This is a genomic window from Paraburkholderia sp. UCT31, from assembly GCF_014397655.1.
Lineage (GTDB): Bacteria > Pseudomonadota > Gammaproteobacteria > Burkholderiales > Burkholderiaceae > Paraburkholderia > Paraburkholderia tuberum.
This window is the reverse complement of the sequence record NZ_VZQP01000027.1, coordinates 63314-80384: the sequence shown is the minus strand read 5'-3', so window position 1 is coordinate 80384 and position 17071 is coordinate 63314. Positions and strand designations below refer to the sequence as shown.

The window sequence follows — 17071 nt, the reverse complement described above, 5'->3', positions numbered from 1 at the left end:
TAGGCCAAAAGATTGCAAAAGCGCGGTGCCTAGCGCATCGGCACGCCAACCGGTACCGAGGCGCCCGCGCGTCGATTGCGCAAGCGATAGCCGACGCCCAGCGCAACGAGCCAAACGGGGATCAGGTAGACCGACATGCGCAGATCCGGTATCAGCCACATCACCACCAGGATGCCGCCAAGGAACACCAGACACAGATAGTTGGTAAGCGGATAGCCCAGGCTGCGGAATACGGTCGTCTCACCGGCTCGCGCTTTCGCGCTGCGAAAGCGCAAATGAATGATGCTGATCATTGCCCAGTTGATGATGAGCGCCGAGACGACGAGCCCCATCAGTAGTTCAAATGCCTTGCCGGGCATCAGGTAGTTGATCACCACGCAGGTGGCCGTCGCCACGGCGGAAACACCCAGCGCGACGAGCGGAATCCCGCGGGCGTTCACCTTCAGCAGAGCGCGCGGCGCATTGCCCTGGCCTGCGAGGCCGTAAAGCATGCGGCTGTTGCAGTAGACGCCGCTGTTGTAGACCGACAGCGCGGCGGTGAGCACCACCGCATTGAGCACGTTGGCGACGAAGTTACTATTCATCGCGTGAAAGATCAGCACGAACGGACTACCGCCCGTAACGACTTTTTCCCACGGATACAGCGACAGCAGCACGCCGAGTGCGCCGACGTAGAAAATCAGGATCCGGTAGATCACCTGGTTGGTCGCGCGCGGGATGGTGTGCGAAGGATCTTCCGCCTCGGCGGCCGTAATGCCGACGAGTTCCAGTCCACCGAACGAGAACATGATGACAGCCATCGCCATCACGAGGCCCGACACGCCGTTCGGAAAGAAGCCGCCGTGGCGCCAGAGATTGGCCACGCCCGCGTCAGGGCCTGCGTGGCCAGAAATCAACAGGTAGCCGCCGAAGCCGATCATGCCGACGATCGCCGCGACCTTGACGATCGAGAACCAGAACTCGAGCTCGCCGTACGACTTCACGCTGGTGAGGTTGATCGCGTTGATGACGCAAAAGCAGGCGAGCGCGGAGACCCACGTGGGCAGACCGGGCCACCAGTACTGCATGTAGATGCCAACGGCCGACAGTTCTGCCATTGACACGAGAACGTACAGCACCCAGTAGTTCCAGCCGGACACGAAGCCCGAGAATTGGCCGCAGTATTTGCCTGCGAAGTAGCTGAAGGATCCCGCCACCGGCTCGTCGACGACCATTTCGCCGAGTTGCCGCATGATGAAGAAGGCGACGATGCCCGCGATCGCGTACCCGAGCAACACGGACGGTCCTGCCGTCTTGATGGTCTGCGCGATGCCGAGAAAGAGGCCGGTGCCGATTGCGCCTCCTAGCGCGATCAGCTGAATGTGACGATTCTTCAGGCCGCGCTGTAGCGTGCCCTGTTGCTGGTGTGCCACGATGTTGTCTCCTGTGTCCTGCGGTTGGTTCTGGACGCCACGCCTCGCTTTTCGCCTGCTCTGGTCGAGAGCTATCAACGGGGTTGTACGCGCGTCAAACCTTCAGCGTGCCCCGCTCGATCTGATCGCGTTCGAGCGACTCGAACAGCGCCTTGAAATTGCCTTCGCCGAAACCTTCATCACCCTTGCGCTGGATGAATTCGAAAAAGACAGGGCCAAGCAGCGGCTTGGAAAAAATCTGCAGCAGCAGGCGCGGCGACCCGTCTGCCGTCGTTCCGTCGAGGAGGATGCCGCGCGATTGCAATTCGCCCACCGGTTGACCGTGGCCCGGCAAGCGCGTCTCGAGCGCATCGTAGTAGTAGCTGTTGGGCCCCGTCATCAGCGGCACGCCTGCCATCTGCAGGTTGTCGATAACCGTTATCAGATCGTCCGTCAGGAACGCGATGTGTTGAATGCCCTCGCCATTGAAGGCCATCAGGAATTCCTCGATCTGCCCGCTCCCCTTGCCAGATTCCTCGTTCAATGGAATGCGGATCTTGCCGTCCGGCGCCGTCATCGCCTTCGACGTGAGACCCGTGTATTCGCCCTCGATGTCGAAGTAGCGTAGCTCACGGAAGTTGAACAGAGTCTCGTAGAAGTTGGCCCAATACGTCATGCGGCCGCGATAGACGTTGTGCGTGAGGTGGTCGACGAGGCGCAAGCCATGACCGGCCGGTCGCCGCTCGACACCTTCGATGAACTCGAAATCGATGTCGTAGATCGACTTGCCGTCCTCGAAGCGGTCGATCAGATAAAGCGGTGCGCCGCCAATGCCTTTGATTGCCGGCAATCTCAGCTCCATTGGACCGGTTGCGATTTCGATCGGCTGAGCCCCTAGCGACAGCGCGCGGGCGTAGGCCTTGTGCGAATCCTTCACGCGAAATGCCATGCCGCACGCACTCGGGCCATGCTCGGCGGCAAAGTAAGCGGCCGCACTGTTGCGCTCGCGATTGACGATGAAGTTGATTTCGCCCTGGCGGTAAAGCAGCACGTCCTTCGAACGGTGGCGAGCCACCAGTGTGAAGCCCATCTGCTCGAACAGCGGTTCAAGGACATTGGGTACGGGCGAGGCAAATTCAACGAATTCGAAGCCCATCAGTTGCATTGGATTGTCAAACAGGTCGGCCATGATCTCTCAGGTTCAGCAGAGGGTGAATGATTTGCGGCGAGCAACCGGCACCGAGTGGCGCTGGGTGTCGGAATAATGAAAGAAAATTTCTCCAATCGCCACGCAGGCTGCGTCCTCGGACCACTCTCTCAACGCATTTGCCGGCGTCGTCGCAGCGCCATCTGGATTCAGTGTAAGTTTTTATCGACGCAATTGGATTTCCTTGCAGACGCAGACAAACCCTGATTTGTGCATTAATATTTCATTTCACTGGCGAATGGGGAAATAAAAGTGCATACAATCGACATCGATCGTATCGACGTGCGTTTACTGGAGATTCTTCAGTCCCAGGGGCGCATCTCCAATCTCGAACTTGCGGAGGCGATCAAACTGTCGCCCGCGCAAACGCTGAGGCGGCATCGCCGGCTCGAGGAAATGGGTGTGATCAAATGCTACGAGACGCGGCTCGACGCGCAGCTGCTGGGCTTTGGCGTAGTGGCCTTCATCCAGGTGACGATGGAGCGAGGCCATGTCCGCGACCTGTCGAAGTTCAAGCGAATGATCTCGGAACTCACCCAGGTTCAGGAATGCTTCGTCGTAACGGGTGATATCGATTACATGCTCAAGGTCGTGGCGCAAGACCTGAAAGCGCTGTCGGAGTTTCTGCTGGATACGCTGATGCGCATTCCGGGCGTGAGCGGAGTCAAGTCCAGCGTTTGCCTCGATGAAATCAAATGTACGGGCGCTGTCCCGTTGGCGGCCTAGCCCGCTGAGCGCGAGCGTCGCCCGTCACATTCCGGTGCTGCCCACTCTTATTGAATCGACTCGGAAACGGTACTGACGATCAACGAAAACAAACGGTCCATTTCACCTTCGATCTCGCTGCCGCCGAACGGATCGCGATTGGCGCCGAACGCCTCGTGTTGATGTTCGCGAACAATGGTCTGCACCGCCCTCCGCGCGACTGGGTATTGCACGTGATTGCTCCTGAAGGTCACAGCTCCCAGGCGATGCAGAGCGAGGCACTAGTTCACCCTCCCGACCCACCGCAATACCGAGCGTCCTTGCGCAGTCAGACGCCCTCGCGCGTATCCAGACGCGAGCTTTTCCAGAAATACAAGTTGGCGCTCGCACAACGCGTCGAGATCGCCGGGATCGATATTTTCTGGACGGGGGTTTGTCTCGAGAAGCATGAGCGTTGCGATCTCATGTGGGCTAAGCATCGTCGTCTCCCTGGCTCTGATGTTCCATGCATCATGGTCCTTCCTCGAAGGATAGATGCTCATCAAAACGTGTCGACGCGCATTTTGTCGCATACCTCGATGCCCGAGGCAGGTCGAAGCCTCAGCATGCCGCCACGCTTCGTGTAGGACATTCCGCCCCGAGATAGCCCAACCGCCCCGCAACACGGTCGATCGCCACGAGATGACTGAGTGCCTGACAGAACGTCTCGTCGAGACTCCGCTCCGCATCCAGCGCGACAACGCCGTTGACCTCGAACACGGCGCGGTAGGCCGCCACCTGACGCGTCAGAAAGCTCATCGGCGGCGGCTGGTCGTTCTCGTCGTTCCTTGCCCGCACGCGACGGTGTGAAGTCGCGCCGGAAACGTTCAGACCAAAGGCGACGTCGGGACGCAGCAAATGACCAGCGATGCTGCGGAGCACCGGCGCAGTCTCAGCGGGATCGGAACGCGTGCCGATTTCAGCCTGAGAGGTGAACACGTAGCGGTCGCAGAAAACGACGTCGCCGCGTTCCAGTGCCGGTATGACCGTGTCGGTCAGATGCTGGACGAGGTCTCCCATGATGGACAGCAGAATGCCCAGCATGTCGACGCGCCGTCGGTTTACGTCGAGTCCGGAACCGGCGCTCGATGTATGCCAGTGGCTGTCCACCATATCCCGGAACAGCGCATTTTTGCGGATCCTACGGGTCGGCGTAAACGTCGTCACGCAGTTAAGCCCCGCACGCGTGCACGCGCTTTCGAGCCTTTCCATCAGTGACGACTTCCCCGCCCCATCCACACCGCACAACGTGACCAGAACCCCCGGATAAGCATGCGGTTTGAGCTCGAGCGTTTCGAAGACAGCATTCGACATGAAATCACCTCAGACCAAAACTTCCCGAGACTCCGCGAGCATCTCGTCACGGGCCTCGATCGGCGCGAGGACCGCGGTGAAGTGCTTGAGCATCGACGGTGCCGAGACGATGCGCATTCCCCGGATCGCATCGCGTCGTTGGTAGACCCGGATCAACGCGGCGGCAGCCGCCGCGAGGTGGCTATCGGTGTAGACGCGGCGAGGAATGGCCAGCCTCAGCAGTTCCAGCCTCGGGGCGCTGACAGTGCCCGTCGACGGAACTTCTTTCAGGAACGCCAACGAGCCCAGACCGACGGCGCGCACGCCGCCCTCCAGATAAAGCTCGGCAGCCAGCGCCTCGGCCGGGAACTGCGAGCGCGGCAGCTGGGGCAGGAAGGCGGCCGCATCGACGTACACCGCGTGTCCACCGGTCGGCCTCAGTATCGGAACGCCGCCGGCAAGCAGTGTGTCCCCTAGCCGTTCGACCTGACCTACGCGGTGTTGCAGGTATCGGTCGTCGACCATCTCGCGCAGACCGATCGCGAGTGCCTCGAGATCGCGGCCCGCCATCCCTCCGTAGGTGACGAAACCTTCGTACAGCACGAGCAGCGGCACGACCTGCTCATAGAGCGTGCGCGACCGTGTCGCGAGCAAGCCGCCGATGTTGACCAGCGCGTCCTTTTTGCAGCTGAACGTGCAGCCCTCGGCATAGGAAAACTGCTCCTTCAGAATTTCCGCCACGGACCGGTTCGCATAGCCGCTCTCGCGCTGCTGGATGAAGTAAGCATTCTCCGCGCAGCGCGCCGCATCGAAGTAGACCGGAATCGCAAACTCATCGGCCAACGCCCTCACCGCGCGCAGGTTCGCCATCGATACCGGCTGGCCGCCGCCCGCGTTGTTCGTCAGCGAGACCATGATCAGCGGAATATTGTCGCGCCCTTCGCTCTCGATCACGTTGCGCAGCTTCTGCACATCCACGTCGCCCTTGAACGGGTGCTCGACAGCGGGTTGGTAGCCGATTTCGGCGACGCATGGTATCGCGGTCCCGCCGGCAATCGATACGTGTGCCTCGGTCGAATCGAACGGCGCGTTGAACGGCACCACCTGGCCTGGGCGCACGAGGGTCCGGAACAGGAAGTGCTCGGCCGGCCGGCCCTGATGGGTTGGCAATACGTATTCGAAGCCGAGCATGTCCCGCACGGCCTGCGTCAACTTCGTGAAACTGCGGGAACCGGCATATGATTCGTCGCCGGTCATGATGCCGGCCCACTGGTTCGCGCTCATCGCAGAGGTGCCGCTGTCCGTCATCAGATCGATGTAGACGTCGTCTGCTTCGAGGCGAAAGACATTGTACCCGGCGGCGACAAGCCGCGCCTGCCGTTGCTCGCGGTCGATCAGCCTGATCGGCTCGACCATCTTGATCCTGTACGGCTCAGGCTGGCTGTTTTCTAAAAGCATGCACTCCTCCTGGGTTGAAAGTACGCAGGCCACTGGATGACTGACCGCTTCGGGCATCGCACACCGCATCAGGCACTTTGCTCGATCGGCACAACCTCGATCGGTGCCCGATCCGCATCGCCGCCGGCCGCGGACGTGCGGTGACAACCGCGCGCGTCGTGGGCCGCTTCGAAGCGTTTCTCGATCCGGTTCAGGATCGACCAATACGCGCCCCGTTCGCCTTGCGCGATCGCTTCGACCAGCGCGTCGTTCGCGTTGTAGTTGAACAGACTCGCGTTGGTCCCGAAGAACCGCCGATCATTGCCGATCAGATCGGCAATGAATTGCTGCGGGTCCGGGCCCAATGCGGTCGGCAGATAGAACATCGGATGCAGCAGATCGTCGTTGCCTTCGATATGGCCGTGAAGATTCGGATTTCCGACGTGCAGGCCTTCGCGGCGAATCATCTGCTCGAGCTCGGTGCCGGGGAAAATCCTCAGCCCGACCGTCACCGAAACGCGCTCCGGATCGACCCGCTTGATGAACTCGATCGTCTCGCGCGCGGTTTCCTGCGTCTCGCCGGGGGCGCCGAACAGCAGTTCGATAATGTGCTCGAGGCCGTGGCGCTTCGCCGTATTGACCGCATGCTCGATGTCGTCGGCGCTAAAGGTGCGGCGCAGTATCTTCAGCATCGTTTCGCTGGCGGTGTCGACGCCGAAGTTCATGCCGACGCAACCGGCTGCTTTCATCGCGGCCGCGAGTTCATCGGGAAACGGCCGCGGCATCCCGTACGCATACCACTGGATTTTGCCGGCGAGGCCGTGCCGGATGATGGCCGCGCACAGCGCAAGAGGATGCGCGACGCTCAGATTGAATTCCGAGTCGTTGATGTGAAAGACGTTGACCCCGCGTTCTTCGAGCGATGCCATCTCGGCGACGACATCATCGGGTTCGCGCATGCGCACCGTGCGGCCTTTGATCAGCGGCTCGACGCAATAGATGCAGGAGCGATTGCAACCGCGCTTCGTTTCGATGCCGATCTGGCCGCCTTTGGCGAAGTAGTGGGGGTTGTCGACCAGCTCGCGTTTGTGAGGCCCTATGCCGGCCAGCGGTCCGCATGCTTTCGGGGCGAGCGGCGTAGCGCGCACCCCGGCCGTATCGCGGTAGACCACGCCGGGTATGTGCGTGAAACTCCTGCCTTCTTCGAGGCAGGTCAGCAGCTCGGGAAAGCTGAATTCGCCTTCCCTGACGATGCCGAAGTCGGCGTCGAGGTAAGCAAGCAGTTTTTCCGGCATCACCGAGTAGCCCGCGCCGCCCATCACGACCGGAACCGCGCGCGCGCGCCGAAGCAACGCGACGATGTCCCTGATTCTGTCGAGAAAGCTGTAGCCGCTGGAAAAATAGACGTCGTCGGTATTTCGCAGCGTCACCCCCCAGTAATCCGGCGCGGCGGTGCGGCAGTGCGCGGCAATGGCCGCCTCGCAATCGTCGGAGAAGCACAGGTCGAGCAAATCGAGCTCGAACCCGGCTCGCTCCATCGGCGCCGAAAGGTAGTCGAACGCAATCGGCGCAATCGCCGGTTTGATCTGGTTCGTGTTGACGAAGGTGACGCGCTTGGCCATGTTCGATCGGTCTCGGTGGAAAGGTTCGCGAGGGCTCGCAGGAATGCGCCTAGACGGCGACGTCGATGGACATCTTCTGGCCCGCGCGGGCCACCGTCATCTCGCTCATGAATTCACTGAACCGATGCATCATCACCGCCGCGAGGTGCTTCGCCTTGTCCTCGCAGTCGGAGAATGCATAGAAGCCCGGACCCGCGCTGCTCATCCCCGCGTACACCGCGCCCTCGCGTTGCATCGTCTCGTCGAACTCACGCATCACGTCGGTCCGGAAAATGCCTTCGAGCACCTTCATGTTGCTCATGCTGTTGAGTTCCCAGCCGTGCTTCAGAAACGCGAACAGGTCGTTGCGATGCAGTGCCGGCCGCAACTTCTGCTCGATGAAGTTGCGCCACGCGATGCCGTAGTGCTTCTGCCACTCGACAAAATGCGTCGGCACGAAGCCCGCCTCGGTGGTACCGGACATGTCCGCGCCTTCGCCATGGGCGCGCAGCGCTTCGGTCGATAGCGTGTCGTAGTTGCCAACGGCGGTGGTCACCCACAGGTTTTCCGAACTCAGGTTGCCGAGGAAGCGGCCGTTGCCGTGCTTCTCGTCGACCCAGACCAGACCGCCGAAGAACAGGCACGCTTCGCCGACGCCGGTCTCCAGTCCGAAATACACGTGCTCGTCATCCTTCGCGGTCTCGACGTAGTTGCGGGTGATCATTTCCCACATGTCGTGCGGCGAAAACGGTGAGCCGAACAACGCGTTCAAGCCGGCGAGCGTCGCGGTATTGAACGAGACATTCGAGCCGAAGCCGCTGTGCTGGTGCTGGATGCTGCGCACCCGATCGACGCGGATGTCGTCACGTGCGTAGCCGACGGCTCGCTTGAACAACTCGAGCATGTGCCGCCCGCTTGGCACGTCGCAGCCGCCCTCGCCGTTGGTCGTCTTCGTGACGGTGATCCGGTGTCCGACCGTGCTCGTCGATACGCCGAGTCCGCCGCCGCCGAAGCCGGGCGCCATTTGCATAAAGTCGAATACCGCGAAGTGAAGGCGCCCTGGCACCGAGACCTCGGCACGATCGTAGGCCGGTACCGCGTCGCGCTCCCAGTGCGGCAGCACAGTCAGATTCGCGCCCGGCAGGAACTGCCCCGCTTTCGCCTTCCATGCCTGATTCATTGCTCTACCTCCATCCTCGTGAGTATTCCCAAGCGATACGTTTCGCGACCATCAATGCGCACCACTCACTGTTCGCGCTCCTGGCGCACGGTTCGTGCCAGGCACGCTCTTGCAGCGCGACGTGAGTCCTCGTCAAAAGCAATGACGCAAGCGGGCAGCCAGATTTCAAAGGGCAGCGCGATACATGCGCACGTTTAGATGTTTGGACGTCGGCATGCGTACCGGGCCGGTATCGAATGTCCCGCAGTCGATCTGCAACCAACAGATGCGCTTCACCTGTTGGCCCGGCACCGACATCCAGCAGGCTGCGAGGGGCTCGCCCCGAACGTGCGTCGGCAAATCGCAGACTCCGCTTCAATCGGCGCGAAACCCGCGCGGCCTTTTGAGATCTGGGCACTTCGGTCCGTTCTTGCAGGGAATGAGGAGGACCTTCGCGCTGCCGACGCAGGACTGGCATGAACCCTGCAAAAAGCATCCACAGTTGGTGGTCGGCCTGCCTCGATTCCTTCTTGCCGTAGCCGAACCCGAATCGCGAGGCACCGGTCGATTGCCACTCGTGACTCGCCCTCTTGATCTTTGCCGGGAGCCGCAGATGACAGCAACCTTGAAGGACGACGCGCTGGCGCGACGCCACATCGATTGGCCGCGCGCCTTGCGGGCGATCAAGGCATTGAGGGCGAACGTAGACGATATTCAGCATGCCTACGAAGTGATGATCGCGCTCGACGGCGGCCAGATGGAGGCGATGTACCAGCGTTTTCTCGGCGAGCCCGGCGCCGGCGCGCTGCTTGCCGAGCAGCCGTCACTGCTCGGCACGCTCGCGGATTCCGACACGCTGCTGCGCTTGCCGCCGGGATCGTTCGGCCGCGCTTATATGGCGATGATGGAGCACAGCGGCTACAGCGCCGATGGTCTGCTGCAGGCGAGCCGACTTGCCGCGGGCCTCGAAGAAATCCTCCCCGGCCCGGACCGTCAGTGGTTCATCGAGCGCACCGGCTGCATTCATGACCTGCTGCACGTGTTGACGGGCTATGGCCAGGACTGGGCCGGCGAGACCTCGCTTCTCGCATTCGACTGCGGGCTCGAACCGATGCGCGCGCGCATCGTCGGTCTGCTCGGCACCGCGCTGACCGCGCCGTGGTGGCCGAACTTCTGGGTCCATCGCTTTCTGCGGCGCGCGTGGCTGCGTGGCAAGCGCGCGCGCATTCCCCTTTCCTACCGCTGGGAAGAAGCGTTGCAGCGGCCACTCGAAGCCGTCCGCCTGGAGCTGGCGATCGAGCCTGTCGCGCTCGCGCATCCACAGGGCATCCTGGCCGGCGGCCAGACACTGCCGTGGCGCTACGCCGCGTCGAGCAACGCGTGAACGGAAGGGGATCCAGCATGGCCAGCACATCGAAAAATGCGTCGACGCGCAACACCGTATTCGGAGTCGTACGCACGCAGTTACTGCGCGTCTGCCGCGAGAATCAGCGTGACTTCAACACTGAGATTCGCCTCGACAGTTCGCTGATCGCCGATCTTGGCCTCGACTCGCTGTCGCTCGTCGAAGCCGTGGTCGCAATCGAGCAGGCGTTTGGCATCGAGCGTCTGCCTCTGGAAGCGTTGAACGAAGAACGCGCCGAAGCGTATTTCACGGTCGGCTCGCTAGTGGACCTGTGCATCCGGCACGCGGCGGTCCGTATAGACGCCAATGAGGGGATGCGCACATGAGCCCGCGCCTTTCGCTGGCCACCGCGCATGCGAGACGTGGCCGGCTTGCCGCCGCGGCAGCCGCTTTCGGCAACACGCTCGGCCGCTTGCCTCTGGCGGCCGAGGCGGTGCCGATCGCCGGCGCGTTCGTCTGCTCGCTGCTGCTATACGGACGGATAGCCGGCGTCTCCATTGAACCGGGCTGGCGCTTGCTGGCCGGTCTTGCGTCGTTTTTTTTGCTGTTCGTCCAGCTTCGCCTGATCGACGACCTCGACGACCTCGAACGCGACTGTCCCGCCGGGCACGCGCTGTTGGCGCGACGCGAGGCGCGACGCACACGCCTCGTCGCCAGCCTCGCGGCAAGCGCGATCCTGCTCGTTGCGCTGAACACCGGCATGGGGCACGCGAGGACGGCCGCCGCTGCCGCCACCGCACTGGCCTTCGCTGCGCCGTTCGTCTTCAAGCGGCTGCTCCCGACCCACCCGCTGCTGTGCCTACCCGTTTTCGAGGGCGCACCCTTCGCCATCTTCATGTACGGCTTTTTCTTGTGGCGCGACGTTGCTGGGCGCGAACTGAGCTTCTACGTCGTGGTGTGCGTAGCGGGTTCGATGTGGACCGGCTACGAATTCTGGAAGTTCTCGCGCAAGGTCGGCACCAACGCACTGCAGCCCTATCTCCTGTCGGCGCGCGCCATTCGGGTCGCGCTGAATGCCCTGCTGATTCTGGCGCTCGGCATCAACGTGTCGCTCTCGCGCCTGGCAAGCCTGTCGCAAACGTATTCGATCTATGCCGCAACGCTGCCGCTCGTGTGGCTCGTCTGGCTCAACGCGAGCTGGCCGGGCCCCGCGAGCAGACCGGGCCGGCCACGCTGGGCTGGCACCCGCTTCATCGTCGCCGTCGAGCTCGGACTGCTGGCCGGGCTTCTCCTCAAATGACACGCAACCCTGGATGGTCACCCACGATGGATAAGCACGTTCTCGTCACCGGTGCGCGAGGTCTGTTGGGCGCCGAAGTGATCGCCCGGCTGACGGCAATGGGGCACCCGGTCGTCGCATTCTTGCGCTCCGATGGACCGGTTGTCCGCAACGACGGCACACCGCTCGCGGCAACACCGTACGGCGGCCACACACCCGCTGCCGGAACCTTCGCATGTGTGCGGGGCGACGTCGCCGAGCCCCGGCTTGGGCTCGATCCGCACACCTACGAGGCACTGCGCGCGGCAACGGGCGCGATCGTCCACTGTGCCGCGCTAACCAGCTTCGGGCGCAAGCCCGAGGTCTACGACGCGATCAACTTTCGCGGCACCGAGCGCATCGTCGAGTTCGCGCAAGGTAGCGGCGACGCGCCGATTCCGCTGCTCTACGTGAGCACCGCCTATGTCTGCGGCGAGCGCCCCGGCGTGTTCAGCGAGGACGATCTCGAGCTCGGTCAGCGTCTGGGCAACCCGTATGAGCAGAGCAAGTACCGCGCGGAACAGTCGGTGCGAGCGGCGATGCGCAGCGGTCTGCCGGCCGCGGTGCTGCGCCCGTCGATCATCGTCGGCGACTCGGCGAGCGGCGTGATCCGCAAGTTCGACACGCTGTACACCGTCGTGCGCCTGACGGCCGCGGGACTCGTGCGCACGATGCCGGGCGACTACGGCGCGACGCTGAACATCGTGCCGATCGACTGGGTCGCGGACTGCGTCGTCGAAGCGCTGGCGAAGTTTCCGCTCGTGCGCGGACGCACGCTGCATCTGACCTCGGGCACGCCGACGACGCTGCGCGAAATCAATGACGTCTGCGCGGAGTTTCCCTCGTTTCACGTGCCTCGCTATGTGCCGCGGCATGTCTTCGACGCCGCCGCGATGAAACCGCTCGAGCGGCGTTACTACGACGAGGTCGTGAAACTGTACGAGTCGTACCTGACGCGCCAGGTGCGCTTTGCACGCGACGCGACCGCCGCGATCCTGCCGGCCCTGCCTCGGGCGACGGGCAAAACGCTGCTGCGCAGGATCTTTCGTTACGGGATCGCGGCGGGCTACTTCGTGCCGCGTACGGCTTGACGCTCAGGGAGCCTAACCATGTTGATGACTGATCCGATGCTCGCCGGGCTCTGGCAAAAAGCGCGGGCCGCGCTCGGCGCCCAGTTCGAACAGCGGGCACCGAGCGCCGTGTTTCTCGAAGGCTCGATCGCCGAAGGCTTTGGCAACGAGCGCTCCGACGTCGACTTCGTCGCGATCGTCGATAGCGGGCTGGAGCCAGCCACGATGCCGTACATCCTGTTCATCGACGGCCGCCGCGTCGAGGTCAGGTTGCTGAGTCCGGCGCGGCTGCGCCGCGAACTCGCGCAGGTTCGCGCAGCGCTCGGCAAAGGCCGGCGCGCGGTCGCGCGTCTGTCGTGGAATCTGCTCGAACGGTGCCAGCGCTTTATCGGCGCGCTGCCGATCGACAACCCGGCGTTGATCGAGACGCTGCAAGCGGGGCTTGGCCGCGAGGCGCTCTGCGAGGCGGTGGCGCTATGGTTCGAGGATTTCGCGCGTCAGACCGGCCGTTATGCGGTGGCGATGTTCGCGCTCGGCGAGCCCGACTACGCACGCGCCTGGATCAGGACCGCCGCGTTTCATGCGGCGAAGAGTCACGTGGCGCGCCTCGGCGAGTGCTACATGAGCCCGAAATGGCTGTCGCTGCAACTCGAACGCGCGACCGTCGACGCCGGCCGCGTCGGCCGTCTGTGGAGCCTGCTGCACGCGCCGCGCGAGCATGGCGCCGAAAGCGGGTTCCTCGCAGCGGGGGTCGCGCTGATCCGCGAGTTCGGCGTCAACGGTGTGAGCCTCATGGCCGACAACGTGCTGATTGGCCCCGGCAAGGACACGACGACCTGGCAGATCGGCGAACGGCTCCACGTGCTGCGAGGTAGCGACGTTTTTGCGCTCGACGACGAAGCGGCCGAGGCCTGGCGAGCGATCACCTTCGACACGCCATGCACGGCCATCGCCAACCGTGGCGACGCGCAAGCGGCGAGCCGGCAGCGCGCGCTGATCGCGGACTTCAGCCGGCTGGGTCTCGTCAGCCTGCGCTGGAAGGGCAGCGGAGAAATCCATGCACGTCAGCAGGCGACGTCGACGCCGGTGTCGCGCGCGCCGTTGATTTCGATCGACGGCGCGCGCCTCGCGGGCGGCCGCACGAGCGGTGCCCAGTTGCTGCCGATGCCCGCCGGGCGCTTCGCCGAAGCGGGTCTCGAGATGATCTGGGCCAACATCGGTCTCGAGAACGCGCGAGAGGATGCCCAGGGCGCACTCCAGCGCGGCCAATGGAAGGTGCTCGAGTACGCGCTGCAACGGATGATGCAGACCGCCTGCATGGTCACGCTCGGCGCGCATGGCGTGACGCCGCAGTCGACGATGGAAGAAGCGACGCTCGACGCGATCCGGCTGCTGCCGCTCGATGCGGCGCTGATCGACGGCATCCGCGAACTCGAACAGTGCTCGATCGGATCGGCTCGCGATGCACAGCGTTACGCCGCGCTGGCCGACGAACTCGCGCAGCGTCTGCGCGACCTCGGCGGCGACCCGCAGTTTCCGGCGAGCTTCGATACGGCGTCGGGCTGGCGCGGAACGATCCACGCCGCCTACGACTGGATCAACCTCGGCGCGCATCTGCACGCGCGGTTCCCGCAGACCGCTCACGGCGGGCGCGGTACAGCCGAGGAAGCAAGAGACCTGCTCGCTTCGTCGAGCACCTGAGCAACGGGGACCTCAATGACTTTCGACACCATTACGCGCGCACGCGGCGAATTCGAATCGGCCGAAAGCTGCGCCGCCCCGACAGCATCGCCACGCCTGATCCTGACCGCGGCGAGTCCGGCCGAAACGATCGAGCGGCTCGCCGGCAACAAGGGACGATCGCTGCATCGGCTTGCGAACCTCGGCGTGGCGGTGCCGCACTGGGCGATTCTCGGCACCGACTGCTTTGCGGAGTTCCGCCGCGACGGCGGCCTCGATCAGACCATCGCCACGCTGCTCAGCGACTTCACGCCTGCGAACGCCGCGGCGATCGCGAGCGCGATCCGCGAGGCCGTGCTGACGTGCGACATCAGCGCCGCGTTGCGCGCCGACATCGCACGCGCGCACGACATCATTGGAGACCGACCCCTCGCGGTGCGCTCGTCCGGCATCGAAGAAGACAGCGCGAGCTTCTCGTTCGCAGGCCAGTTCGACACGTTCCTCGACGTCCGCGGGCTCGACGCGACGCTCGAACACGTACGCCGGTGCTGGGCTTCCGCGTATTCCGAGCGCTCGCTGCGCTACCGGCATCAGCACGGACTCGATATCGCCGGCGCCGGTATGGCCGTGATCCTGCAGCGCCTCGTTCAGGCGGACACGAGCGGCGTCGTGTTCACGATCAACCCGGCCAACGGCAACCGCGACGAGCTCGTGCTGAGCGCCGTCTACGGGCTCGGCGAAGGACTCGTGTCGGGCGCGGTCGACGCCGACACGATCACCGTGGATCGCCACACCGGACAGCCCAGGCAGGTGGTGATCGGTGAAAAACACGAGCGTCATGACGGCCGCCACATCCGCGAGGTGCCGGCCGCGCTGCGCAACGCAGCGGCCCTCTCCAACGACGAGATCGAGCGCGTCGTGGCGGCGGCCCGCACGCTCGAAAGCGAGCTCGGCGAGCCGCTCGATATCGAATGGTGTATCGCGGAGCACCAGTTGTGGATTCTGCAGGCGCGCCCCGTGACCACGCCGATCGCACCGGCCCCCTCGCGGACCGGCGAATTTCAGCTGTGGGACAACTCCAACATCGTCGAGAACTATCCCGGCGTGACGACGCAACTGACCTTCACCTTCGCGCAGCACGTCTATGCGCAGGTGTTCCGCGAGTTCTGCCGGTTGCTCGCGATTCCGCACAAGCAGCGGCGCGAGATGGATGGCTTCCTCGGCTCGACGCTCGCGTTCCTGAACGGGCGCGTGTACTACAACCTGCTGCACTGGTACAAGCTTTCCGGGCTCGCGCCGTTCCAAAACCTCGGGCGCAAGATGATGGAAGTCCAGATGGGCGTCGACGAGCCGCTCGATCTGGCGAGCTTCGCCGCGCTGATCGCGCCGTACAAGACCGGCTCGCGCGCCGGACTCGCCTGCATCCGGGCCTTGAGCGGCACGAAGTTCGCGTGGCACTTCGCGCGTCTCGTGCGCAACGTCGAGCGCTTCCGCGCGTTTTTCTATCCGGTCTACGACGAGTTCAACGGGCTCGACTATCGCTCGCTTCCCGCCGACGCCGTCTATGCGCACTACTGCCGCTTCGAGCAGGCGCTGCTAGCACGCTGGGGCATGATGATCGTGCTCGAGTCGGCGATCGGGCTCAGTTACGGCGTCGTCCGGCGGCTGATCAAGCGGTGGATGCCCGGTGCGCCCGACTGGCTCGAAGTAGCGGTGATCGGCGGCATGGACGACATCGAGTCGATCGAGCCGGTCCGCAGGCTGAGCGCGATTGCGCAAGCCGTACGGGCGAAGCCTCAGGTCGAAGCGCTGATCCGCAACACGCCGTCTGCCGTTGCGTATGCGGCGCTGCGCGGATGCGGCGCGCCCGAGATCGTCGCCGACATCGAGCGCTACCTCGCTGACTTCGCGTACCGCAGCAACAACGAACTGAAGCTCGAAGAGCCCGATCTGCGCGAAGACCCGGCCGTGCTGTTCGATATGTTGAAGGCCGCGCTCGCGCATGGTGCCGCGTCGATCGATCGCAGCGCCACCGAAGCGCGCATCGACGCGTTGTTGCGTGAGCGGCTCAATCCGCTGCAGCGCTGGATTTTTGCACGCGCGCGCGGCCGCGTGCGCGCCGCGATCCGGGCGCGCGAGACCGTGCGCTTTTGCCGTTCGCGCGCGTTCGGGGTCGCGCGCCGGATGTTCCGCGCAATCGGCGAGGGTCTTGCCGCCGACGGCGTGCTGGCGACGGGCCGCGACATCTTCCATCTGCGCCTCGAGGAAATTCGCGGGTGCTTCGAAGGCACCGTCTCCCACCGCGAACTGCGCCCGCTCATCGAGCAGCGCAAGCGCGACGATGCCAGCTATCGCGACATGGCTGACCTGCCGCCGCGCTTCGTCACACATGGCCCGGTGGCGGCCTGGCTCAGCAACCCGGCGAACCTCGCCGCGTTGCGCGCGGCGCCTGCCCACGCGGCCGGCGCGACGCTGCGCGGCACGCCCTGCTCGCCGGGCTTCGCCGAAGGACGGGCGAAGGTCGTGCGCGAAGCGAACGAGTTCGACGGCGGCATCCTCGTCACCTATCGGACCGACCCCGGCTGGGTGCCCGTATTCGCGTCGGCGACCGGGCTGCTGATCGAGCGTGGCAGTCCGTTGACCCACGCCGCGATCGTCGCCCGCGAAATCGGCATCCCGACCGTCGTCCAGATTCCGGGCCTCACCACGCGCGTGCAGTCGGGCATGCAGCTCAAGGTCGATGGCCATAGCGGCGTGATCGAACTGCCCGAGCCGACCTGACATGAATTGACCGCCCGCTGACCACTGAAACCGCCCCTGAAGGAA

Annotated in this window: 15 protein-coding genes; 7 read left to right on the top strand and 8 right to left on the bottom strand. The window is 64.0% G+C overall.

The genetic code is table 11. The features are described from left to right. Window positions 1-29: 29 nt before the first annotated feature. Complete coding sequence (locus tag F6X40_RS22745) at window positions 30-1412, bottom strand: amino acid permease (RefSeq protein WP_410452456.1); 1383 nt, start codon at window positions 1410-1412, stop codon at window positions 30-32. 94 nt (window positions 1413-1506) lie between these two features. Further along, entirely contained in the window at window positions 1507-2580 is a 1074-nt protein-coding gene (hppD, locus tag F6X40_RS22740; protein WP_184011854.1) for a 4-hydroxyphenylpyruvate dioxygenase, read from the bottom strand. Window positions 2581-2850: 270 nt separating this feature from the next. Here hppD and F6X40_RS22735 point away from each other — a divergent pair, with 270 nt between their 5' ends. Next, complete coding sequence (locus tag F6X40_RS22735; protein ID WP_187629301.1) at window positions 2851-3324, top strand: Lrp/AsnC family transcriptional regulator; 474 nt, start codon at window positions 2851-2853, stop codon at window positions 3322-3324. 47 nt (window positions 3325-3371) lie between these two features. Here the strand turns inward: F6X40_RS22735 and F6X40_RS22730 are convergent, their stop codons facing one another. The 6 genes from F6X40_RS22730 to F6X40_RS22710 form a co-directional block, all read right to left on the bottom strand. Continuing rightward, the gene (locus F6X40_RS22730) at window positions 3372-3536 is read right to left on the bottom strand and encodes a hypothetical protein (protein ID WP_184073190.1); all 165 of its coding nucleotides are present in this window, start codon (window positions 3534-3536) and stop codon (window positions 3372-3374) included. Between the two features lie 48 nt (window positions 3537-3584). Continuing rightward, window positions 3585-3782 (bottom strand): hypothetical protein, encoded by a 198-nt coding sequence (locus tag F6X40_RS42475; RefSeq protein ID WP_262421515.1) that lies wholly within the window; start codon window positions 3780-3782, stop codon window positions 3585-3587. 121 nt (window positions 3783-3903) lie between these two features. Beyond that, window positions 3904-4656, bottom strand: coding sequence for a dTMP kinase (locus F6X40_RS22725; protein ID WP_187629300.1), 753 nt, complete (start codon window positions 4654-4656; stop codon window positions 3904-3906). Window positions 4657-4665: 9 nt separating this feature from the next. Continuing rightward, the gene (locus tag F6X40_RS22720; RefSeq protein WP_187629323.1) at window positions 4666-6093 is read right to left on the bottom strand and encodes a tryptophanase; all 1428 of its coding nucleotides are present in this window, start codon (window positions 6091-6093) and stop codon (window positions 4666-4668) included. 68 nt (window positions 6094-6161) lie between these two features. Continuing rightward, the gene (locus F6X40_RS22715; protein ID WP_187629299.1) at window positions 6162-7694 is read right to left on the bottom strand and encodes a B12-binding domain-containing radical SAM protein; all 1533 of its coding nucleotides are present in this window, start codon (window positions 7692-7694) and stop codon (window positions 6162-6164) included. 49 nt (window positions 7695-7743) lie between these two features. After that, window positions 7744-8853, bottom strand: a complete 1110-nt coding sequence (locus tag F6X40_RS22710) for a hypothetical protein (RefSeq protein ID WP_187629298.1) — start codon at window positions 8851-8853, stop codon at window positions 7744-7746. A gap of 592 nt (window positions 8854-9445) precedes the next feature. On the opposite strand from F6X40_RS22710, the gene F6X40_RS22705 reads away from it, so the two are divergent. From F6X40_RS22705 to F6X40_RS22680, 6 genes are all read left to right on the top strand, one after another. After that, window positions 9446-10216 carry a Coq4 family protein gene (locus F6X40_RS22705; protein WP_187629297.1) on the top strand — a complete coding sequence of 257 codons (771 nt, stop codon included), beginning with the start codon at window positions 9446-9448 and terminating at the stop codon, window positions 10214-10216. A 17-nt stretch (window positions 10217-10233) separates the two neighbouring features. Continuing rightward, window positions 10234-10563, top strand: coding sequence for an acyl carrier protein (locus F6X40_RS22700; protein WP_187629296.1), 330 nt, complete (start codon window positions 10234-10236; stop codon window positions 10561-10563). 107 nt (window positions 10564-10670) lie between these two features. After that, a complete protein-coding gene (locus F6X40_RS22695) occupies window positions 10671-11477 on the top strand; it encodes a hypothetical protein (protein WP_316251833.1) in 807 nt (268 codons plus the stop codon). A gap of 26 nt (window positions 11478-11503) precedes the next feature. Further along, complete coding sequence (locus tag F6X40_RS22690) at window positions 11504-12586, top strand: SDR family oxidoreductase (RefSeq protein ID WP_187629294.1); 1083 nt, start codon at window positions 11504-11506, stop codon at window positions 12584-12586. A gap of 18 nt (window positions 12587-12604) precedes the next feature. Beyond that, on the top strand, window positions 12605-14266 hold the full coding sequence (locus tag F6X40_RS22685; RefSeq protein ID WP_187629293.1) for a nucleotidyltransferase domain-containing protein: 1662 nt from the start codon (window positions 12605-12607) through the stop codon (window positions 14264-14266). Window positions 14267-14281: 15 nt separating this feature from the next. Further along, the gene (locus tag F6X40_RS22680; RefSeq protein ID WP_187629292.1) at window positions 14282-17026 is read left to right on the top strand and encodes a phosphoenolpyruvate synthase; all 2745 of its coding nucleotides are present in this window, start codon (window positions 14282-14284) and stop codon (window positions 17024-17026) included. The last annotated feature ends 45 nt before the right edge of the window (window positions 17027-17071 follow it).

Excerpts from the sequence above, each read along its gene's own strand:
- hppD (WP_184011854.1), bottom strand. The coding sequence starts at position 2,580 with ATGGCCGACCTGTTTGACAATCCAATGCAACTGATGGGCTTCGAATTC.
- F6X40_RS42475 (WP_262421515.1), bottom strand. The coding sequence starts at position 3,782 with ATGCTTAGCCCACATGAGATCGCAACGCTCATGCTTCTCGAGACAAAC.
- F6X40_RS22725 (WP_187629300.1), bottom strand. The coding sequence starts at position 4,656 with ATGTCGAATGCTGTCTTCGAAACGCTCGAGCTCAAACCGCATGCTTAT.
- F6X40_RS22720 (WP_187629323.1), bottom strand. The coding sequence starts at position 6,093 with ATGCTTTTAGAAAACAGCCAGCCTGAGCCGTACAGGATCAAGATGGTC.
- F6X40_RS22715 (WP_187629299.1), bottom strand. The coding sequence starts at position 7,694 with ATGGCCAAGCGCGTCACCTTCGTCAACACGAACCAGATCAAACCGGCG.
- F6X40_RS22710 (WP_187629298.1), bottom strand. The coding sequence starts at position 8,853 with ATGAATCAGGCATGGAAGGCGAAAGCGGGGCAGTTCCTGCCGGGCGCG.
- F6X40_RS22705 (WP_187629297.1), top strand. The coding sequence starts at position 9,446 with ATGACAGCAACCTTGAAGGACGACGCGCTGGCGCGACGCCACATCGAT.
- F6X40_RS22700 (WP_187629296.1), top strand. The coding sequence starts at position 10,234 with ATGGCCAGCACATCGAAAAATGCGTCGACGCGCAACACCGTATTCGGA.
- F6X40_RS22690 (WP_187629294.1), top strand. The coding sequence starts at position 11,504 with ATGGATAAGCACGTTCTCGTCACCGGTGCGCGAGGTCTGTTGGGCGCC.
- F6X40_RS22685 (WP_187629293.1), top strand. The coding sequence starts at position 12,605 with ATGTTGATGACTGATCCGATGCTCGCCGGGCTCTGGCAAAAAGCGCGG.
- F6X40_RS22680 (WP_187629292.1), top strand. The coding sequence starts at position 14,282 with ATGACTTTCGACACCATTACGCGCGCACGCGGCGAATTCGAATCGGCC.